At 63.7% G+C, this 18,743-nt stretch carries 13 protein-coding genes; 4 read left to right on the top strand and 9 right to left on the bottom strand.

The window, feature by feature from the left end; translation table 11 throughout:
* Window positions 1-25: 25 nt before the first annotated feature.
* Window positions 26-4,456 (top strand): PAS domain-containing protein, encoded by a 4,431-nt coding sequence (locus tag ACN9MY_RS15580; RefSeq protein WP_426337617.1) that lies wholly within the window; start codon window positions 26-28, stop codon window positions 4,454-4,456.
* A complete protein-coding gene (locus tag ACN9MY_RS15575; protein ID WP_426323558.1) occupies window positions 4,453-5,370 on the top strand; it encodes a diguanylate cyclase domain-containing protein in 918 nt (305 codons plus the stop codon). The genes ACN9MY_RS15580 and ACN9MY_RS15575 overlap by 4 nt, the downstream gene beginning before the upstream one ends.
* Window positions 5,371-5,372: 2 nt before the next feature.
* Here the strand turns inward: ACN9MY_RS15575 and ACN9MY_RS15570 are convergent, their stop codons facing one another.
* The 5 genes from ACN9MY_RS15570 to ACN9MY_RS15550 form a co-directional block, all read right to left on the bottom strand.
* Complete coding sequence (locus ACN9MY_RS15570; RefSeq protein ID WP_426337616.1) at window positions 5,373-5,831, bottom strand: MaoC family dehydratase; 459 nt, start codon at window positions 5,829-5,831, stop codon at window positions 5,373-5,375.
* On the bottom strand, window positions 5,831-6,955 hold the full coding sequence (locus ACN9MY_RS15565; protein ID WP_426337615.1) for an acyl-CoA dehydrogenase family protein: 1,125 nt from the start codon (window positions 6,953-6,955) through the stop codon (window positions 5,831-5,833). The genes ACN9MY_RS15570 and ACN9MY_RS15565 overlap by 1 nt, the downstream gene beginning before the upstream one ends.
* Before the next feature lie 9 nt (window positions 6,956-6,964).
* The gene (locus tag ACN9MY_RS15560) at window positions 6,965-8,155 is read right to left on the bottom strand and encodes an acyl-CoA dehydrogenase family protein (protein ID WP_426171947.1); all 1,191 of its coding nucleotides are present in this window, start codon (window positions 8,153-8,155) and stop codon (window positions 6,965-6,967) included.
* Window positions 8,156-8,209: 54 nt separating this feature from the next.
* Window positions 8,210-8,842, bottom strand: a complete 633-nt coding sequence (locus ACN9MY_RS15555) for a PEP-CTERM sorting domain-containing protein (protein WP_426337614.1) — start codon at window positions 8,840-8,842, stop codon at window positions 8,210-8,212.
* Window positions 8,843-8,932: 90 nt separating this feature from the next.
* Window positions 8,933-9,553 carry a PEP-CTERM sorting domain-containing protein gene (locus tag ACN9MY_RS15550; protein WP_426337613.1) on the bottom strand — a complete coding sequence of 207 codons (621 nt, stop codon included), beginning with the start codon at window positions 9,551-9,553 and terminating at the stop codon, window positions 8,933-8,935.
* A gap of 339 nt (window positions 9,554-9,892) precedes the next feature.
* On the opposite strand from ACN9MY_RS15550, the gene ACN9MY_RS15545 reads away from it, so the two are divergent.
* Entirely contained in the window at window positions 9,893-10,735 is an 843-nt protein-coding gene (locus tag ACN9MY_RS15545) for a GIN domain-containing protein (protein WP_426337612.1), read from the top strand.
* A gap of 5 nt (window positions 10,736-10,740) precedes the next feature.
* On the opposite strand, the gene ACN9MY_RS15540 is transcribed toward ACN9MY_RS15545, so the two are convergent.
* Complete coding sequence (locus ACN9MY_RS15540; protein WP_426337611.1) at window positions 10,741-12,963, bottom strand: SMP-30/gluconolactonase/LRE family protein; 2,223 nt, start codon at window positions 12,961-12,963, stop codon at window positions 10,741-10,743.
* Between the two features lie 265 nt (window positions 12,964-13,228).
* Window positions 13,229-15,475 (bottom strand): carboxy terminal-processing peptidase, encoded by a 2,247-nt coding sequence (locus tag ACN9MY_RS15535; RefSeq protein WP_426171934.1) that lies wholly within the window; start codon window positions 15,473-15,475, stop codon window positions 13,229-13,231.
* A gap of 250 nt (window positions 15,476-15,725) precedes the next feature.
* Between ACN9MY_RS15535 and ACN9MY_RS15530 the strand changes: the two genes are divergently transcribed.
* Window positions 15,726-17,714 (top strand): methyl-accepting chemotaxis protein, encoded by a 1,989-nt coding sequence (locus ACN9MY_RS15530; protein ID WP_426323541.1) that lies wholly within the window; start codon window positions 15,726-15,728, stop codon window positions 17,712-17,714.
* Here the strand turns inward: ACN9MY_RS15530 and ACN9MY_RS15525 are convergent.
* Together ACN9MY_RS15525 and ACN9MY_RS15520 are read right to left on the bottom strand one after the other, a co-directional pair.
* On the bottom strand, window positions 17,650-18,150 hold the full coding sequence (locus tag ACN9MY_RS15525; RefSeq protein ID WP_426323539.1) for a hypothetical protein: 501 nt from the start codon (window positions 18,148-18,150) through the stop codon (window positions 17,650-17,652). The genes ACN9MY_RS15530 and ACN9MY_RS15525 overlap by 65 nt on opposite strands.
* On the bottom strand, window positions 18,151-18,702 hold the full coding sequence (locus ACN9MY_RS15520) for a thymidine kinase (protein ID WP_426171930.1): 552 nt from the start codon (window positions 18,700-18,702) through the stop codon (window positions 18,151-18,153).
* Window positions 18,703-18,743 lie beyond the last annotated feature (41 nt).

The raw sequence follows: 18,743 nt of genomic DNA, 5'->3' as shown, positions 1-18,743 counted from the left end.
AGTCACTTTTCCGAAAGGACGTGCCGTGCGGGATGAATCCAGCAAGCCCTTGCCACCATTGCGGTCGCAGCTCGCACTGCTGGCCGCGGCCTGCGCGGCGCCAGCACTATTGGCGATGGCCCTGTTGCTGGTGTATTTCCAGCAGCGCGACCTGGGCCGCGCCGAGCTGCAGGTCCAGCGCGTCGAACGCGCTGCAGCGGCCATCGTGGACCGCCAGTTGCTGGCCGCGGAAGCTGCGGCCCTCGCGCTGGCCAGCAGCCCCAGCGCCCGTAGCGGCGACCTGGTGGCCCTGCGCAGCCAGGCAAGCGGCGCCCTGCCGCCAGCCTTGCCCTACCAATCCCACATCCTGTTCACCGAAAACGGCGCGGCACAGCTCATTGCCGGCAATGAGCTGCCGGTCGACCGCGCCGCCAACGCGGCCCGCATCAGGTTAGCGCCGAATGCGCGTTCCGCAGTCAGCCTGCTGCGCGCGAACGGCAAGGAGCCGGCCCACCTGGCGGTTGACGTGCCGATCCAGCGCGCCGCCAAGGCGCCCGCCACCCTCAGCGTCCTGCTGCCCGGCGACGCGCTGGACAAGGTGGCCGAGGAAATGCAGCTTGCCCCCGGCGCCGTGATCGCCGTACTGGCGCCCGACGGCAAGCTGGTGGCCCGCAGCCATGACGACGGCCGGGCCAGCGGCGAGCCGGCGGCCGACGCCTTGCATGGCCTGCCGCTGCAGGTCGGCTACCTGCGCGGTGCAGCCAGCCCGTGGAGCGTGGCGGTGGCCTCGCCAAGGCCGGAAGCGCTGCTTGCTTTCGACGGCCTGTTCTTCGCGGTGTTCGCCGTGCTGGCGGCGCTGGTATTGGCCGGCTTTGCCGCAGCTGCCCTGGCTGCGCGCCGCATCGCAAGCTCGATCGATGCCCTGCACGCGCCGGCCCAGGCGCTGGCAAGCGGCGCGCCCATCGAAGCGCCGCGCGCATCTTTCCAGGAGGCGAAGCAGATTGGCGACACCCTGCTGCGGCTCGACCGCGACCTGACCCGCCATCGGCAAGACCTGGAACGCGTGGTCGAAGAGCGCACGCAGCAACTGGAAAATTCCAACGCCCTGCTGGAAACGATTTACGCCACGGCGCCGGTGGGCCTGAGTTTTGTCGATACCCGCCTGCGCATCCTGATGATCAACGATTACCTCGCCTCGATGAACGGACTGGTGGTCAACGACCATATCGGGCGCCGCTTCGATGAAGTCATCAGCGACCGCAACCTGGTGGCCCAGGTGAACCAGGCCTACCGCCGGGTACTCGCCACAGGGGAAGCGGTGCCGAACACCGAAATCTGCGGCACTACCGCTTCCCGCCCCGGCCGCAGCAACCATTTCATTGCCGGCTATTACCCGGTCTTTGGCGCCGATGGCGCGATGGCCGGCATTACCGCCGTGCTGATGGATATCACCCAGCAGAAGGAGTCGGAAGCGGCGCTGCGCCAGTCCAAGGCCCTGTTCAAGTCGGTGCTGGAGAACATGCCGGCCATGGTCTTCGTCAAGGATGCCCAGCACCTGCGCTTTGAACTGCTCAACCGCCAGGGTGAACTGCTGCTTGGCCGGCCGCGCGAGGATTTGCTCGGCAAGAGCGACCGCGATTTCTTCCCGCCGGAGCAGGCAGCGGCGTTCGTGGAAGCCGACCGCAAGGTGCTGGCGTCGGAACAGGTGATGGAAATACCTGAAGAAGCGGTGCGCATCGCCGCCGGGGAAATGCGCTACCTGACCACCCGCAAGGTGGCCCTGCGCAACGAACAGGGTATCGCCACCCACCTGCTGGGCATCTCGCTCGATATCACGGACCGCAAACGTGCCGACGAAGCCCTGCAGCAAACCTCCCTGAGCCTGGCGCGCAGCACCAGCTTCCTGCATACGGTGACGGAAAACCTGCCGGGCCTGGTGGCTTACTGGGACGCGGAGCTGCGCTGCCATTTCGCCAACAAGTACTTCCTGGCCTGGTTCGGCAAGACGCTGGAGCAGGCCATGGGCGAACCCATCGGCAACGTGCTGCCAGCCGCGCTGTTGGAACAGATCCGGCCGCACATCAATGCCGTGCTCGATGGCAGTCCGCAGCACTTTCTGCGCGAGCTGGAACTGCCGACGGGCGAGCCGCGCTATGCGTGGATCAACTTCATTCCGGACCGCGGCGAAGCGGGCGCCGTGCGAGGCTTTTATGCCCTAGGCTCGGATGTGACCGAACTAAAGCGCGGCGAATTGAAATTGCAGGAGCTGAACGAACAACTGATGCGCGCCCGCGACCGGGCGGAAGCCGCCAGCCGGGCCAAGAGCGAATTCGTGGCCAACATGAGCCATGAGATCCGCACGCCGATGAACGCCATCACCGGGCTGGCGCGCTTGCTGGAAGAGGCGCCGCTGGAACGGCGCGAGCGCAGCTACGTCAGCAAGATCCAGCTCGCGACGCAAAGCCTGCTTGGCGTCGTGAATGACGTGCTGGACTTTTCCAAGATCGAGGCCGGCCAGTTGCAGCTCGAGCAAGCGCGCTTCAACCTCGAGCAGTTGCTGGCCGCGACTGCCGTACTCGTGGCAAACGGCGCCTGGGACAAAGGCGTGGAGCCCGTGTTCGACATCGCGCCTGCGCTGCCGCCGGAAATGGTGGGCGATGCGATGCGCCTGCAGCAGGTGTTGCTCAACCTCCTGAGCAATGCCATCAAGTTCACCGAGCGGGGCGAAGTCGTGCTGACGGTACGCGAGGCGCCAGGCAGCGCCAATTCGCTGACGCTGGAATTCACCGTGCGCGACACCGGCATCGGCATCCCGGCCGAACAGCAGCCCCATATGTTCGACGCCTTTTCGCAAGGCGACAGCAGCACCAGCCGCCGCTACGGCGGCACGGGGCTAGGCCTGGCCATTGCGCGCCGCCTGTCGGACTTGATGGGCGGGGTCATCGCCGTGGAAAGCACGCTGGGCCGGGGCTCGACCTTCCGCTTTACCTGTCCCCTGCAGCGCGTTGCCGGCAGCGCACCGCGCGCATCAGCAGCCAGCCTGCACGGGCTCAAGGTCCTGGCTGTCGACGACAACGCCAGCGTACGCCAGATGCTGCAGCGGGCGGGCAACGCCATGCAATGGACGACAACCACCCTGGCCACCGCTGCCGAGGCCCTGCAGGCGCTGCGCCAGCGTCGCTTCGATCTGCTCCTGCTCGACAGCGCAATGCCCGCCACGGACGGCATCGCCATGCTGGTGCAGGCGCGCGACGAAAACCTGGCATTGCCCAAGGTCGTGTTGATGGCGCCGGAGCGCGCCAGCGACGATTTGCAGCAACTGGCCGACAGCCTGCAGATCGATGCGGTGCTGGCCAAGCCTTTCACCCCGTCGCGCCTGCACGATGCGGCCCTGGCCGCAATCACCGGCATCAACCAGCCGGAGCACCGCGGCAGCCAGGCGGCGCTTTCCGGCAGCCTGGCCGGCATGCACGTGCTGCTGGTGGAAGACAATGAGATCAACCAGGAAATGGCGCGCTACATCCTGCTTCATTGCGGGGCCTTGGTGGAAGTGGCGTCCAACGGCGAGATCGCACTGGACATGCTGCGCGACGACCCGCAGCGTTTCGACGCGGTACTGATGGACTTGCAGATGCCCGTGATGGACGGCTACCGCGCCACCGAAGCGATTCGCTCCATGGGCCTGCGCAGCATGCCCATCATCGCCATGACCGCCAACGTCATGCCGGAAGACCGCATCCGCGCCATCGAGGCAGGCGTCGACGCGCATATCGCCAAGCCGATCGACGTCGACGAAATGATCGCTACCCTGAGGCGCCTCGCGCCCCTCCACCCGGAGCTGGCGAACGGTCCATCGGCCGCAACGCACGCTGAGCAGCGCAAGGATGGCCGCCCGTCCACGGTGCCCGGCATCGACCTGGAAGCTGCATTGCGGCGCGTGGCCGGCAATTATTCGGCCTTCGCCGGCCTGCTGAAGCGCTTCGAGAATTCGCAGGGCGACGCCGTGCGCGAAGTGCGCGATTGCCTGGCCCAGGACAAGCGCTACGCCGCCACGCGCGTGCTGCACCGGCTGAAAGGCGTGGCCGCCAACCTCGGCGCCACCGATGTGGCGCGCCTGAGCGCCCAGGCCGAGAGCGCTGTCGCCGAAGGGCAGGACAGTTCGGCCGCCGCCCTGCTGCTGGCGCTTGAACAGGCACTGGCCGTGGTGATCAACGCCGCACGCGAATTGCCGGCGCCGGTGCATGCCGCCGCCGGCAGCACGCCCGTGTCCAACTTGCCGCAAGCCCTGGGGGACCTGCAAATGCTGCTCCGGAACAGCAATATGCGCGCCCTGGCGGCGTTCAAGGCGCTCACCCCCATCCTTGAGCAGCGCTGCCCGGACCTGCTGCCCGGCCTGGCCAATGCCATCGAAACGCTCGACTTCAGCGACGCCGAGCAACGGCTGCAGGAGATCATGAAACGGGAGGAAACCGCATGACATGGACCGACCAGGCGCACAATGGGCGCCTGCTGATCGTCGATGACGCCATGGAGAATATCCAGATCCTCAACCACGTGCTGGGCGAGGAGCATGAAGTATTGTTTGCCATGAATGGCGAGAAGGCGCTGGAACTGGCGCACCAGCACCAGCCCGACCTGATCCTGCTGGACGCAGTCATGCCGGGCATGGACGGCTACGAAGTATGCGCCGCCTTGCGCGCCGCGTCGGATGTGCGCGATATCCCGATCATCTTCGTCACCGCGCTGACCACGCCCGAGGACGAGACCCGGGCGCTGGAAGCGGGCGCGGTCGACTTCATCACCAAGCCATTTAATGTAGCCGTAGTGCGCGCCAGGGTGCGCACCCACCTTACATTGAAGCGCCAGTCCGACGCCATGCGTGAGCTGACGCTGACCGACGCCCTGACAGGCGTCGCCAACCGCCGCAGCTTCAACGAAGCAATCCAGAACGAATGGCGGCGCTGCGCCCGTTCGGCCATGCCGCTTTCAGTGATCATGATCGACATCGACCACTTCAAGCTTTACAACGACGCCTACGGCCATCAGGCCGGCGACTCCTGCCTCAAGCAAGTCGCCGACACCATGCTGCAATGCGCTGGCCGTTCGCCGGACCTGCTGGCGCGCTACGGCGGCGAGGAGTTCGTCATCCTGCTGCCCCAGGTCGGTGCCCAGGGCGCGGAGACGGTGGCCGAGCGGATCCTGGCCAGCGTGCGCGCGCTGGCAATCCCGCACCGCATGTCGTCAGCCGGCGACACGGTAACAGTCAGCCTGGGCGTGGCCACCCTGCTGCCCGGCACGGGCGGCACCCCGGATGCGCTGGTGCGCTGCGCCGACAACGCCCTGTACCGGGCTAAAAAAGATGGCCGCAACCGCTTCTGTGTCGAGGTTTGAGATCAGGGGTAGCGGCGCATCAGGAATTCCGCCACGCAGGCGGGCTTTTCGCTGCCTTCGCATTCGACCGTGACTTCCCATACCAGCTGATGGCCGCCGGCCACCGCGCTGATGCTGCGCAGGACGACGTGGCCGCGCACGCGGCTGCCGACCGGGACCGGCGCGGGGAAGCGCACCTTGTCCAGGCCGTAGTTCACGCCCATGCGCATGTCTTCCATGAACACGGCATCCTGCAGCAGCCCGGGCAACAATGACAGCGTCAGGAAGCCATGCGCCACCGTGCCGCCATAGGGCGATTCAGCAGCGGCGCGCGCCGGATCGGTGTGGATCCACTGCTCGTCGTTGGTGGAAACACCGAAGCTGTTGACACGATCCTGCGTGATGTCGACCCAACCGGAGACGCCGACTTCCTGCCCCACCAATGCTTCCAGTTCCGCCACGTTACGTACCAAACGCGCCATCAAGCTGCCTCCTTGAATCCCGGCTGCGCGATGAAGCGCTCCAGGTGATGATCTGCGTCGCCCAGCGTGACCTCGATCATCGCCAGTCGCTTGAAATAGTGTGCGGCGGGCAGTTCGTCCGTCACGCCCATGCCGCCATGCAGCTGCACCGCCTGCTGGCCAACAAAGCGTGCAGCTTGCCCTATCCGCGCCTTGGCGGCTGAAACCACGCGGCGGCGCTCTTCGTGGTCGTCCGACCCGGCCTTGGCCGCCGCCAGCATGGCCATCGAGCGCGCCTGCTCGAGGTGGATGAACATGTCAGCCATCCGATGCTGCAGCACCTGGAATTTCCCGATCGGTGCGCCGAACTGCTGGCGGGTTTTCAAGTACTCGAGCGTGGCGGCGAAGAGCGCGGCCATGGCGCCAATGGCTTCCGCGCAGAGAAGCGCAGCGCCGTAGTCGGTGGCCGCCTCGATCAGCGGCCAACCTTGGCCCTGCGCGCCGAGCAGCGTGCCTTGCGCGTCCTTGAATTCCACCGTTGCGGCGCGCTGGCCGTCGATGGTCCGGTAGTCGGTGACCTGCACGCCTGGCGCGTCGCGCTGCACCAGGTACAGCGAAATGCCGTCAGTATCGCCCTGGGCGCCGCTACTGCGTGCGGAGACGATCAAGGCGCCGGCCTGGCCGCCATGCAGCACCACCGTCTTGCGGCCCGAAATGCGGCCAGCGCCGGCGCCGTCGGTAACCAGGATGTCGTTCAGCACGTGGCGCGACTGCTGCTCACCGAGCGCGCATGCCAGCTTCAGCTCGCCAGCGGCAACGCGCTCCAGCACGTCGTCATGGCCTCCCGCCAGCTTGAGGAACTGCGCCCCTAGCACGGTGGCGAAGTACGGCTCGACCACCAGGCCGCGACCCAGTTCCTGCATCACGACCATCATGTCGGCCGCGCTGCCGTTGAAACCGCCCTGCTCCTCCGGCACAGGCAGCGCCAGCATCCCCAGCTCCACCAGCGTAGCCCAGGCCTGGCTGGAAACACCGGCCTCCGAATGGATGATCTTCTTGCGCGCTTCAAAACTGTAGTCCTTGTCGACCCAGCGGCGCAGCGCATCGGCAAATTGTTGTTGCTCTTCCTTGAAGCTGAAGTCCATGCCGCCTCCTTACAGTCCCAGGATCATCTGGGTGATGATGTTCTTCTGGATTTCGTTCGAGCCGCCGTAGATCGAAGTCTTGCGGAAGTTGAAATAGCAGGCTGCCAGGGGCGACGCCTCGTCGTCACCGGCCAATGCATGTTCGCGCTTGCCATCGAGGTAATCCGGATCGAAGGGCAAGGCTTGCGGGCCCAGTGCTTCGACCATCAGCTCCGTCAGCATTTGCTGGATCTCGGAGCCACGCACCTTCAGCACCGAAGCCTGCGGCCCGGGGCCATGCGCTTCCTGCGCGATGGTGCGCTGCACGGTGACCTCCAGCGCCATCAACTCGATTTCCAGGTTCGCCACGCGCGTCGCGAACAGCGGGTCCTCGAGCAAGGACTTGCCGTTCTTCTGCTGCTGGTTCGCTATCTTTTTCAGGAACAGCAGTTCGCGCCTGGAGCGTCCCACCGCCGCAATACCGGTGCGCTCGTGGCCAAGCAGGTACTTGGCGTAAGTCCAGCCCTTGTTCTCCTGGCCGACCAGGTTCGCAACCGGCACACGCACATTGTCGAAGAAGACTTCATTGATCTCGTGGTCTTCGTCCAGCATGATGATCGGCCGTACGGTGATGCCTGGGGTCTTCATGTCGATCAGCAGGAAGGAAATGCCCTCCTGCTTGCGCACGTCCTGGTCGGTGCGCACCAGGCAGAAGATCATGTCGGCGTGCTGGCCCAGCGTGGTCCAGGTCTTCTGTCCGTTGACGATGTAATGATCGCCCGCGCGCACCGCCGTAGTCTTCAACGACGCCAGGTCGGACCCTGCGCCCGGCTCGGAATAGCCCTGGCACCACCAGTCGGTGCAATCGAGGATGCGCGGCAGGTAATAGGCCTTCTGCTCCGGGCTGCCGAAAGCCATGATGACCGGCGCCACCATGTTGACACCGAAGGGCAGGATGGGCGGGGTGCCGGCAATTGCGCACTCCTCTTCCCATATGTGGCGCTGGGTAGCATCCCAACCCGGGCCGCCGAATTCGGTCGGCCAGGCCGGTGCAGCCCAGCCTTGTTTGGCGACGATCTTGTGCCAGCGCACATAATCTTCGCGCTTCAGGCGAAGGTGCTTGCGGACTTTGGCTTGCAGGTCGGCGGGCAGGTTCGCTGCCAGGAAAGCCCGCACTTCAGCGCGGAAGGCCTCATCCCTGGCAGAGTAATTCAGGTCCATGCTGTCTCCTTGAATTGGTCGCGCCAGCAAAATAGCACGACCGTTTCAAAGAGTCTACAGCGCTTTGCGCCGCCGCGCCACAAAGCCGATCAGGCCCAGGCCAGCCAGCAACATGGCATATTCCCCAGGCTCAGGCGCCGGCGAAACAGCGATATCACGGCCGAACATGGTCAGGTTGGAAAAGTCGGGATGGACTTGATTATTTCCGGTGAACCAGCCGATATTCCAGGTGCCGCTCAGGGTCTGGCCGGCATTGATGGCCTGGTTATCGAACAGGAAGGCACCGGCGCCGTTTGCAGCCTTGAGCGACAGCACCAGGTCCAGCGAAACGCTTTGCGCGCTGGTATTGGTGACGGTCCAGGTGCCGGTCTTGCCGTCCCCTGCATCGAAGCTGAAATTCAACGCGTTAAACAGGCCGAAGCCCGTACCGGAACCGCCTTCGTGCTTGCCCAGCAAGGTCCAGTCGCCGCTGCCGAAGCTGTCGAAGGTGGCGCCCATGCCGCTGGTGTTGCCGCTCAGGCCCGCCTGAGGATTCCAGCCCGAGGTGAAAACGAAGGCGTCGGCGCTTTGCGCGTCGAGCGTGGCATCGTCTGCGGAGGTATTACCGATAGTTGTAGCGCCGAAGGCGCTTGCCGCCAGGAGCATGCTGCTGGCAGCCAATGCAAACTTCTTTGCAATTGGTTCCATTCCGATTCCCCTTCTGGTGAAGTTAAGACTGCCACTTCAATGTAGCGGTTTAGCGACCTCGACGGCGTTCATTACCTTTCCGAAATATAGTCACTCCGTGCTGCGCCGGCGGGCAAGCAATCCAAGCACGCCAAGGCCCGCCAGCAGCATGCCGTATTCGCCAGGCTCAGGCAGGGCCGACACGTCGCGCCCAAACAAGGCGAGGTTGGAAAAGTCCGGATACGCGTTATTGGCCCCCGTGAACCATTCGATGCGCCAGGTACCGTTCAGGGTCTGCCCGGCGTTGATGGCCTGGTTATCGAACAGGAAGCCCGCGCCCGCATCTGCCGCGTGCATGGCGAAGACGAGGTCAAGCACCATGTTCGCTGGGCCCGCGTTGTGCACCGACCAGGTACCCGCCGTGCCGCTGTTCATTGCAAAGCCGAACTGCAACACGCCCATATTGGCGAAGCCGGCATTGAGGTCGTATTTGTCGAGCAAGCTCCAGGCACCGCTGCCATACGCATCGAAGGCAGTACCAAATCCAGTGGTGTCGCCGTTCACCCCTGCATGCGGATTCCAGCCAGCGGAAAAAACAAAGGCATCCGCATCGAAACCACCGAGCGTGACGTCATCGGCCGAAGTATTGCCGATGCCAGTCGCGCCAAAAGCGCTTGCCGCCAGTAACAGGCTGGTGGCGGCCAAGGCCAGCTTTCTTGCAATTGCGCACATGATAGAGCCCTCCCCTCTGAAAAAGACTGAACCTTTCAACAGCTTAGGTAGCCCGGCGTTAGAGGGGTTTGTTCGGGCACAAGCCTGGGCTGGCCGAAAAAGCACGGGCATGCAAAAGAAACGCCGCAGATGGCCTATCCGCGGCGTAAGTAAGGGGTATTACCTAGATTGTTCTCAGCAGCGGAGCTGCCGGGCCGGCAGTATGCCGACACTTTCATATTATCAATTTTTACAACTCAGCACTCAATTTCTGCATTTCGTCGCATTCCCGCCATATGCAACCGAGATGGCCGATAGGATGCTCTCATCCAAACTGGCTCGCACAACAAGGACACAACCATGCGCACCAAGCTCACCCTCGCCGCCATGATCTCCCTCACCCTGGCAGGCTGCGTCGTCGTGCTGAACGACGGCAGCGACTACGTCAAGGGCAACGGAACGACCATTACTGAAACCCGCGACATCACCAGCGCCACCGGCCTGCGAATCGAGAACCGCCATCGCGTCGATATGGATGTCGACGTCAAGGTAGGCGGCGCGCCATCGCTGGTGATCGAGGGCGACGGCAATCTGGTGCCGCTGGTGCATACCGAAGTGCGCGGCGATACGCTGCGCGTGTGGACGGAAGATCGCCTGGACAGCCGCAAGCCGATCCACGTGCGGTACACGGTCCAGCGCCTGGACAATCTGGAATCGAGCGGCTCCGTGCGCACCGAGGTGCAAGGCCTGGCAGGCGGACCGTTGGCCGTTTCGCACACAGGCTCCGGCTATCTCGAGCTGCGCGGCCGCGTCGAGCAGCTGGATTTGCGCCACGCCGGCTCGGGCCAGTTGTATGCGGACGGGCTGGAAAGCAAGTCGGCTGTGGTGGATATGGTCGGTTCTGGCCGCGTGAATATCGGCTCCGTACGCGGCAATGCCTTGCGCGTAACGTCATCCGGCTCTGGCAGTTTCTATGCGCGCGGCATCGTGCGCGCGCTTGACGTGCAGGTGCAAGGCTCGGGTAGCGCCCAGCTGAACGACTTGCGCGCCGACGAAGCCAACATCACCAGCAACGGCTCCGGCGGCGTGCAAGCCTGGGTCCAGCACAAGGTCGACGCCCGCGCCAACGGTTCCGGACGCATCGCCGTCACCGGCAACCCATCCCAGCGCAGCCTGTACGGCCGCAATACCTCGATACAATAACGAAGTCAGTTGACCGTCAGTGCGAGGTCGCGGCCGGAGGTGGCGGTATTGCCGGCGTAGTCGGCGGCGTAAATGCGCAGCGTGTAGTCGCCCGGCGCCAGTTCGCTTACTTGCCAGCGGCCGGGTACGACTTCGCCCTCAGACAGATGGCTTAGCAGCGAATAGGTGAAGCGCGTGGCCTTGCTCCCGTAAACGGTGATGCCGCTGTCGGCGGAGTACACCACCTTCACCGCTTCGCGCTGCTTGGGCAACTGGTCGTAGGTTTGCATGATGCGGGGCTGCTCATAGCCCGCAACCGGCGTGCCGTCAGCCTGCAGCAACTGGTAGCCCAGCTTGTACAAGCCCAGGCGGCGGCGTGCGAGGTTGCCGTCCATCTGGTCGAAAGCGTCCACCACCACGTTCACTTCGCCCAGGCTGCGCGCTACTTCCAGGCGTTTGCCTTTCCTGGCCGGCAGGCGTTTGTCGCTGGCGTCATACAGCGCAATGCCCTGGATGACCGGCGCAATGGTGTCGCGCAGGCCGGGGAATGGCAGCGCAAGCGGATTCACCACGCGGCCGTGGTCGTACAGGTTGAGGTGGACGTGGGCCATCTGGTTCACCACGCCCAGTTGTTCGCCAACATAGAAGCGCGTGCCACGGCGGACGCGCACCCGTTCCGGCTTGCCTTGATCGTTCAGCAGGAGCTGGAACCGGTCGTCCAGCGCACGGTTCTTCTTGTCGCGGCCGACCTTCATATGGATGTAGCTGGTCGTGCCGAGGTTGATGCCCTCGCCGAGCGAACCATACGCCCAGTTGGGCAGAGGGTCGCTGACCTTGGCTTTCTCGACCACATGGACCGAGCTGCCGACATCGGCCTGTACATCGAGGCCAGCGTGGAAGTGGTGGCGGCTGTCGCCGTCATAGCTTCCCCTCACCTCGCCCATCAGGCCAACCACCTCGTGCGGCTGGTTTTGCGGAAGAACGGGCCACGGCATTGGGCCTTCGTTGCGCCGGGCCATGAGATCGCTGGCTGCCGCGGCCGGTGCGCCGGCGGGCGGCATCGGCTCCGCGGCGTGTGCAGCGCCGATCAGCGGCGCGCCAGCCTGCACGCCCGGGCTGGATGACAGCGCCTTGGCGACCTGCGCGGCTGGCTGCGCAGGGGCAGCCCCCGCGCCGGCATGTACCACGCGGTGCAGGCGCTGGGCGGAGCCGTCGGCGATGACCAGGGTGCCATCGGCCGCCAGGGCGAGGCTGCGCGGGCCGTAGAGCTGGATATTGCCATCGATGCCCGTGACAGGATCGGCGGGCCGCGCGGCGTCCGGCATTCCGGCGAGGTTGCCGTCGGGCGCCAGTTGCAGCAGGCGTCCGCGCGACGACACGGCAATGTAGACGAATCCATCATGCGTCACCGCCAGCGCCATGGGGCGGCGCAGCAGCGGCTCTTTTTCCAGCTCCGGCGCGACGGCAATCGTCACCACCGAGCCGTCTTTGTTAATGCGGCGCACGGCATCGTTGCTGGTGTCGGCGATGTAGATGCCGTCCTTGCCAAGCGCAATCCCGCAAGGTGTATCGAATTGCGCTCCCTCGCCCATGCCGTCAACGAAACCGGGGCGCCCGCTGCCCGCCAGCGTGGTGACGGTGCCATCGGGAGCGATTTTGCGAATCCGGTCGTTATAGGTATCGGCGACATATACCACGCCGGCTGCATCGACCGCCACGCCGACCGGGCCATTGAACTGGGCTTGGGCGCCCTGCCCGTCCGCAAAGCCGGCAATGCCGCTGCCGGCCAGGGTCGAAACCGTGCCGTCCACTGCGATCTTGCGGATCACGTGGTTGCCAGTATCGGCGACGTAGACGTTGCCTTGCTTGTCCAGCGCGATGCCGGAAGGAGTGTTGAAGGCGGCGGCGGCGCCTGCACCGTCGCGGTAACCCTCTATGCCACCCGCCAGCACGCGCACGCTGCCATCTCGCGCCAACACCGACACGGTATTTTTCTCGCCGCCGTCCGAGAAATAGACGTTGCCCTGCTTGTCGGCAGCGATGCCGTAGGGGTCGGTCAAGCCGGCGTCCAGCAAGGTTTTCAGCCGCGCTGGCCAGGCGCGCTCGGTCGGCGCCGGGCCGCGCTTGACCAGTTCGGGCAAACGCGCCGCTACGGTGTTCGCCGTCGAAGAATAGTAGAAATAGCCACCCGCCCCGGCAATCGCCAGTACTGCAGCCGCAAAAACAGTCAATTTGATAGATGTACGCACAGGCGGGATTTTACCGTCCCATCGCCGGGGCGATCAAACAGGGTTCATCGGCCGTAGCCTATCCGGGTCAGACCCAAGGGTCTGACCCGTCCTTTGCCGCGGCACTGGCCCGATCATCCGCGATGAACCAAAAAAAAGCCCGCTCTGGGAGCGGGCTGAAGTCTATTTCCTTGGAGGAGAATAGAGGAGACAGGTGCAAGTATGCTGCGGCGCGGTATATCTGTCTACTTTATTGTAGTAATACTAGATATAACCATTCGCAATATCACTTGTCGCTAACGTAAGGCAGCACTCGGCTGGCCAGACGGGTATCGGTGCGCAGCACGCTCACCTCGTCGGCCAGGATATGCACTGCTTCGTTCAACAGTACGTCCTTGGCATTCTTGGCGGCCTTTTCGGCATCCAGTTCGGCCGACAGCGACCGTTCGTCCGCTTGCAGGCCGTCATCGGTGCGGATCGCGCCACGCACCTGGTTGGCCTGGCGCTGGGCGGCGCGCGGGTTGGCAGGCTTGGCGGCAATCGCCTTGTTCAGCGCATCTTTCGGGTCCGGCACCAGGATCGGATCATCCGGCGATGGACCGGCAGCCAGGCGCTGTTCACGCAGCTTGGCGCGCGCCTCCTGCTGGTCGCGCTCCTTGCGGCGCACGGTTTCGTTCAGGGACACCACGTTGTCCTGGCGCTGCTTTTTGACATAGCTGATGTCGTCCAGCAGGTATTGGTAGTCCTTGTCCTTGGCAACGCGTGCCTCGTGCTTTTTATCCAGCATCGGCACGATTTCCTTCAACTCGCCGGCCGGGATATACACCGCAGGCTTGATCTGGGTGTATGGCAGCGCGTTGTCGTAGCTCGATTCGCCGAAGTTTTCAGCATCGCTGGTGGAAGCCAGCTTGATGTCCGGCGTCACGCCGCGCAGCTGGGTGGTACCGCCGTTGATGCGGAAGAACTGGGCCACCGTCATTTTCAGCTCGCCGAAGCGCGACTTGTCGCTCTGGCCGAAGCGGTCCAGGTTGACCAGGGTCTGCACGGTGCCTTTGCCGAAGCTCGGTTCACCGATCACGAGGCCACGGCCGTAATCCTGGATTGCCGCCGCAAAGATCTCGGAAGCCGAAGCCGAGCCGCGGTTGATCAGCACACCCACCGGACCATCCCACGACAGGCCAGGCACATTGTCCGCCTCCACTTCGACGCGGCCTTCGGCGTTACGCTGCTGCACCACAGGACCACGGTCGATGAACAGGCCGGTCAGCTCGACCGCCTCGGTCAGCGAACCGCCGCCGTTGTTGCGCAGGTCGATCAGCACATTGTCGACCTTCTCTTTCTTCAGCTCACCCAGCAGGCGGGCGACGTCGCGCGTGGCGCTCTTGTAGTCCTTGTCGCCCTTGCGGCGCGCATCCCAGTCCTGGTAGAAAGTCGGCAGCGAGATCACGCCGATGCGGCGCTTGACAGCGCCATCCTTGACTTCCAGGATCGAGCGCTTGGCCGATTGCTCTTCCATGCTGATTTTCTTGCGCACCAGCGACAGCACGAAGGGTTTGCCGTCCGGGCCTGCATCAGCGCCCAGCACCTGCAGCCTGACGGTCGAGTCTTTCGGGCCGCGGATCAACTGCACCACGTCGTCGATACGCCAGCCCAGCACGTCGGTGAATTTCTCAGATTCGCCCTGTGCCACGGCAACAATGCGGTCGCCCACCTTGAGCTTGTTGGACAGGCCGGCCGGGCTGCCCGGCACGATTTCGCGAATCACGGTGTACTCGTCGCGGTTCTGCAGCACGGCGCCAATGCCTTCCAGCGACAGGCGCATGGCGATGTCGAAGTTCTCGGAAGCGCGCGGGCCCAGGTAGTTGGTGTGCGGCTCGATCGACATGGCGTAGGCGTTCATGAAGATCTGGAACACGTCTTCGCTATTCAGCTTGCGCGAACGGGTCACGTAGTTTTCGTAGCGCTTGTCCAGCGTCTCGCGGATCGACTTCTCGTCCTTGCCGGCCAGCTTCAGGCGCAGCCAGTCGTTCTTCACGCGCTTGCGCCACAGGTCTTTCACTTCGGCTTCCGACTTCGGCCAGTCGGCCTTCTCGCGATCGAACTGGTAGCTCTCGTCCTGCGTGAAGTCGAACTTGGATTTCAGCAGTTCGCGGGCATAGGCCATGCGGTCGGCGAAGCGCTGCTGGTACAGGTTGTAGATAGCGAAAGGCGTTTGCAGGTTTTCGCTGTTGATCGCGTCATCCAGGCGCGACTTTTCCTTGCTGAAGGAATCGATATCGGCCTGGGTAAAGAACAGTTTCTCGCCATCGAGCGATTTGAAATAGCGGTCGAAGATCTTCTCCGACATCGCGTCGTCCAGCGGCGTAGCCTTGTAATGGTAGCGCGACAGCACGCGGGACGCCCACAAGGCGGCCTGGGTCTGCTGTGCTGCAGGCTTGACGGTGACGTCTGTCGCCTTGTCTGCCTGGGCGGCGCCCGCGTAAGCGGTGACCAGTGCCAGGGACAGGGTGGCCAACAGGGTGTGCTTCTTCATCGGCTTGCTCCGAACGTAGGTGATTCTATAAGAATAGTGCTGATCCCATTCTACAGGATAGGACACTCTCTGGGAGAGAGGGGACGATGGGCAGTGTGCTGGGCTTCACTTAAGCCAGCCTGAAGGTTAAGCCATCTGACAAGATTTACGCTAAGTCATTGAATTTTCGAAGAAACATTTTGTAACAGGTGAAATTTCCAGGTAGCAACGCGATATCATATCGGCCCTGCCTCAAAAATAATCAAGAACCATGTCCCATCCAACGCCTCCCATTCGCAGCTGGAGCGTCGGCACCAAGATTGCCGCCTTCACGTTTATCCTTGTCAGCGCCCTGTTAGCGCTACTTATTGTCTTCATCAACTGGAACAGCACTGCCATGCTGGAGCAGCGCGCTCGCAACCAGGTTGCTGCCGACCTGAATGGCGTCTCCAATATGCTGGACGTATTCAACGCTGCGATGGTCAACGATGCCGCCAGCTACGCGCGCCAATTCGCCGCCCAGGTGCCCGGCCCGTTCTCGCTGGAAGGCAGCGAGCTGGCCGCCGGCGGCAAGGCCGTCAACAACGATTTCAGCATTCCCGACAACTTCACCGCCCAAACGGGCGCCATCGCCACCATTTTTGCAGCCGACGGCAACGAATTCGTGCGCGTGACCACTTCGGTGAAGAAAGAGAACGGCGAGCGCGCCATCGGCACCCAGCTCGATCACAACAACCCAAGTTATGCGCGGCTGCGCGAAGGCCGCTCTTATACCGGACTCGCACAACTGTTCGGCAAGCCCTACATCACCCAATACGACCCGGTGAAGGACGCCTCGGGCAAGATTGTCGGCGTGCTGTTCATCGGCCTGGACATCAGCAAGAACATTACGGCCCTGAAGGACAAGATCAAGGGCATCCGCATTGGCGAAACCGGCTACGTCTACGTGTTGAATGCAGCCCCCGGCAAGGACTACGGCACGCTGCTGGTCCACCCTTCCAGCGAAGGCGCATCGATGCTGGAGACCAAAGACAGCAACGGCAAGACCTTCATCCGCGAGATGCTTGAGCAAAAATCGGGCGAGGTGCGCTATATGTGGTCCGATGCAGAGGGCAAGACCTCGCCCCAGGAAAAACTGCTGGTGTACCGCTACTTCGACGACTGGAAATGGATCGTTGCCGGCGGCACCTACGTCAAGGAGATCACCAGGGATGCCGTCACTGCTCGCAACCGTTATGCGGTATGCGGCATCGTCGCCCTGCTCGCTTTTGCCGCCAGCCTGTTGCTGCTGGTGCGCGCCATTGTCAGCCGCCCGTTGCTGCAGGTGCAGGGCGCGGCCGACCGTATTGCCGGCGGCGACCTGACCGTGCGGCTGGACGTGACCACCGGCGATGAAATCGGCAAGGTCCTGGGCGCCATGAACGGCATCAGCGAACGCCTGGCGGACGTGGTTGGAGGCGTGCGCGAGGGTGCCGACCAGATCGCCACTGCTTCGTCGCAGATCGCAGCCGGCAACCAGGATTTGTCGGCGCGTACCGAGCAGCAGGCTTCGAGCCTGGAGGAAACCGCCGCTTCGATGGAAGAGTTGACTTCGACCGTGCGCCAGAACGCCGACAACGCCCGCCAAGCCAATGCGCTGGCGCGCGAAGCATCGGACGTCGCTTCGCGCGGCGGAGCGCAGGTGGCGCAAGTGGTGGAGAAGATGGGAGCCATCAACGAGGCCTCCCGTAAGATCGAAGACATCATCTCCGTGATCGACAGCATCGCCTTCCAGACCAACATCCTCGCCCTGAATGCGGCTGTCGAAGCGGCACGCGCGGGCGAACAGGGCCGCGGCTTTGCCGTGGTGGCGAGCGAAGTGCGCAACCTGGCCCAGCGCAGCGCCGCTGCAGCACAGGAGATCAAGGGATTGATCGCCAACTCCACGGGTGAAGTCGAAGCCGGCGCCAAACTGGTCGAATTGGCCGGTGCGACGATGGAAGAAGTGGTGAACAGCGTCGGCCGCGTGACCGACATCATGGGCGAAATCAGTGCCGCCAGCGAGGAACAGCGCGCCGGCATCGACCAGGTCAACCAGGCCATCGGCCAGATGGACCAGGTCACGCAGCAGAATGCCGCCCTGGTAGAGGAAGCCGCCGCAGCCGCCGGCGCCATGCAGGATCAGGCCGAAGCGCTGGTCCGCGAAGTGCGCGCCTTCAAGCTACCAGGCCATGCAGCCACGGGATCGTCGTCCAGGCGTACCACCCTGCGCCTGCGATAAGCAGCAACGGCCATGAGCGCACGGCCAGCTTCCAGTCCGTCGCAGACGGCCAGCAGGCCAGGAACTGCGGCGCGACAAGGAAGGCCAGGCCGGCGTCCAGCGCTTCGAAATGCCAGGTGCCGCGCGTGCGCAGCACGGCAACCCACCACGGGATCAGCGCCAGCAGCAGCGGCGCGAGCGCGGTGAAAGCGGAGTTGTACCAGCGCGCGTTGGCCAGCTTGACCTCGCCCAGGCGATAGCCCTTGCCCTCGCGGCGCGGGATGATGGACAGGGAAACCGGCCGCGCAAACGTCAGCAGCCCGGCCACGAAATGGGCCAGTTCATGGCACAGGGTGCCCGGCAGCTGCATCAGCGTGAACGCCACATAGCGCTGCGACAGCACCCAGATTGCCGCCGCAAGGCATAGCGACGGCGTCAGGTAAAACAGTCTATCCAATTAACCCGTATAAAAGCAGCGGCCGCAGGCCTGGCGATAAGCCTCGTTGCCGCCGATGCTGATTTGCTCGCCTTCGCGAATGCGCTCGCCCTTTTCGTCCACGCGGATGTTCATCGTGGCCTTTTTGCCGCAAGTGCAGATATTCTTGATTTCCTCGATATCGTCGGCCAGCGCAAGCAGGTAGGCCGAACCCGGGAACGGCTCGCCGCGGAAGTCGCTGCGCAAGCCGTAGCAGATCACCGGCACGCCCTTGGCCTGCGCCAGCTGGTGCAGCTGCTTGACCTGCTCCGGTGACAGGAACTGCGCCTCGTCGACAAGCACACAGGCCACTTTCTGCATGTCTTGCAGGAAGTTGGTCTCAGACGAGAACAGCTCGACTTCGCGCTGCGGCCCCAGGCGGGAAGTCACCTTGCCCACGCCATAGCGGTCGTCAATGGCGGCGGTGAACAGGCGCACGATCAAGCCCTGTTCTTCGTAGTTATGGGCGACCTGCAGCATGGAGGTCGATTTGCCTGCGTTCATCGCAGAATAGCGGAAGTAGAGTTTTGCCACGGTGGAAATTATATTAAAAGTCGCTGCGCGATTATACGCGA

This window comes from Pseudoduganella sp. R-31 (genome assembly GCF_049913235.1).
Taxonomy (GTDB): domain Bacteria; phylum Pseudomonadota; class Gammaproteobacteria; order Burkholderiales; family Burkholderiaceae_D; genus Rugamonas.
The sequence above is the reverse complement of the archived record's forward strand: the minus strand, read 5'-3'. Positions and strand labels throughout refer to the sequence as shown.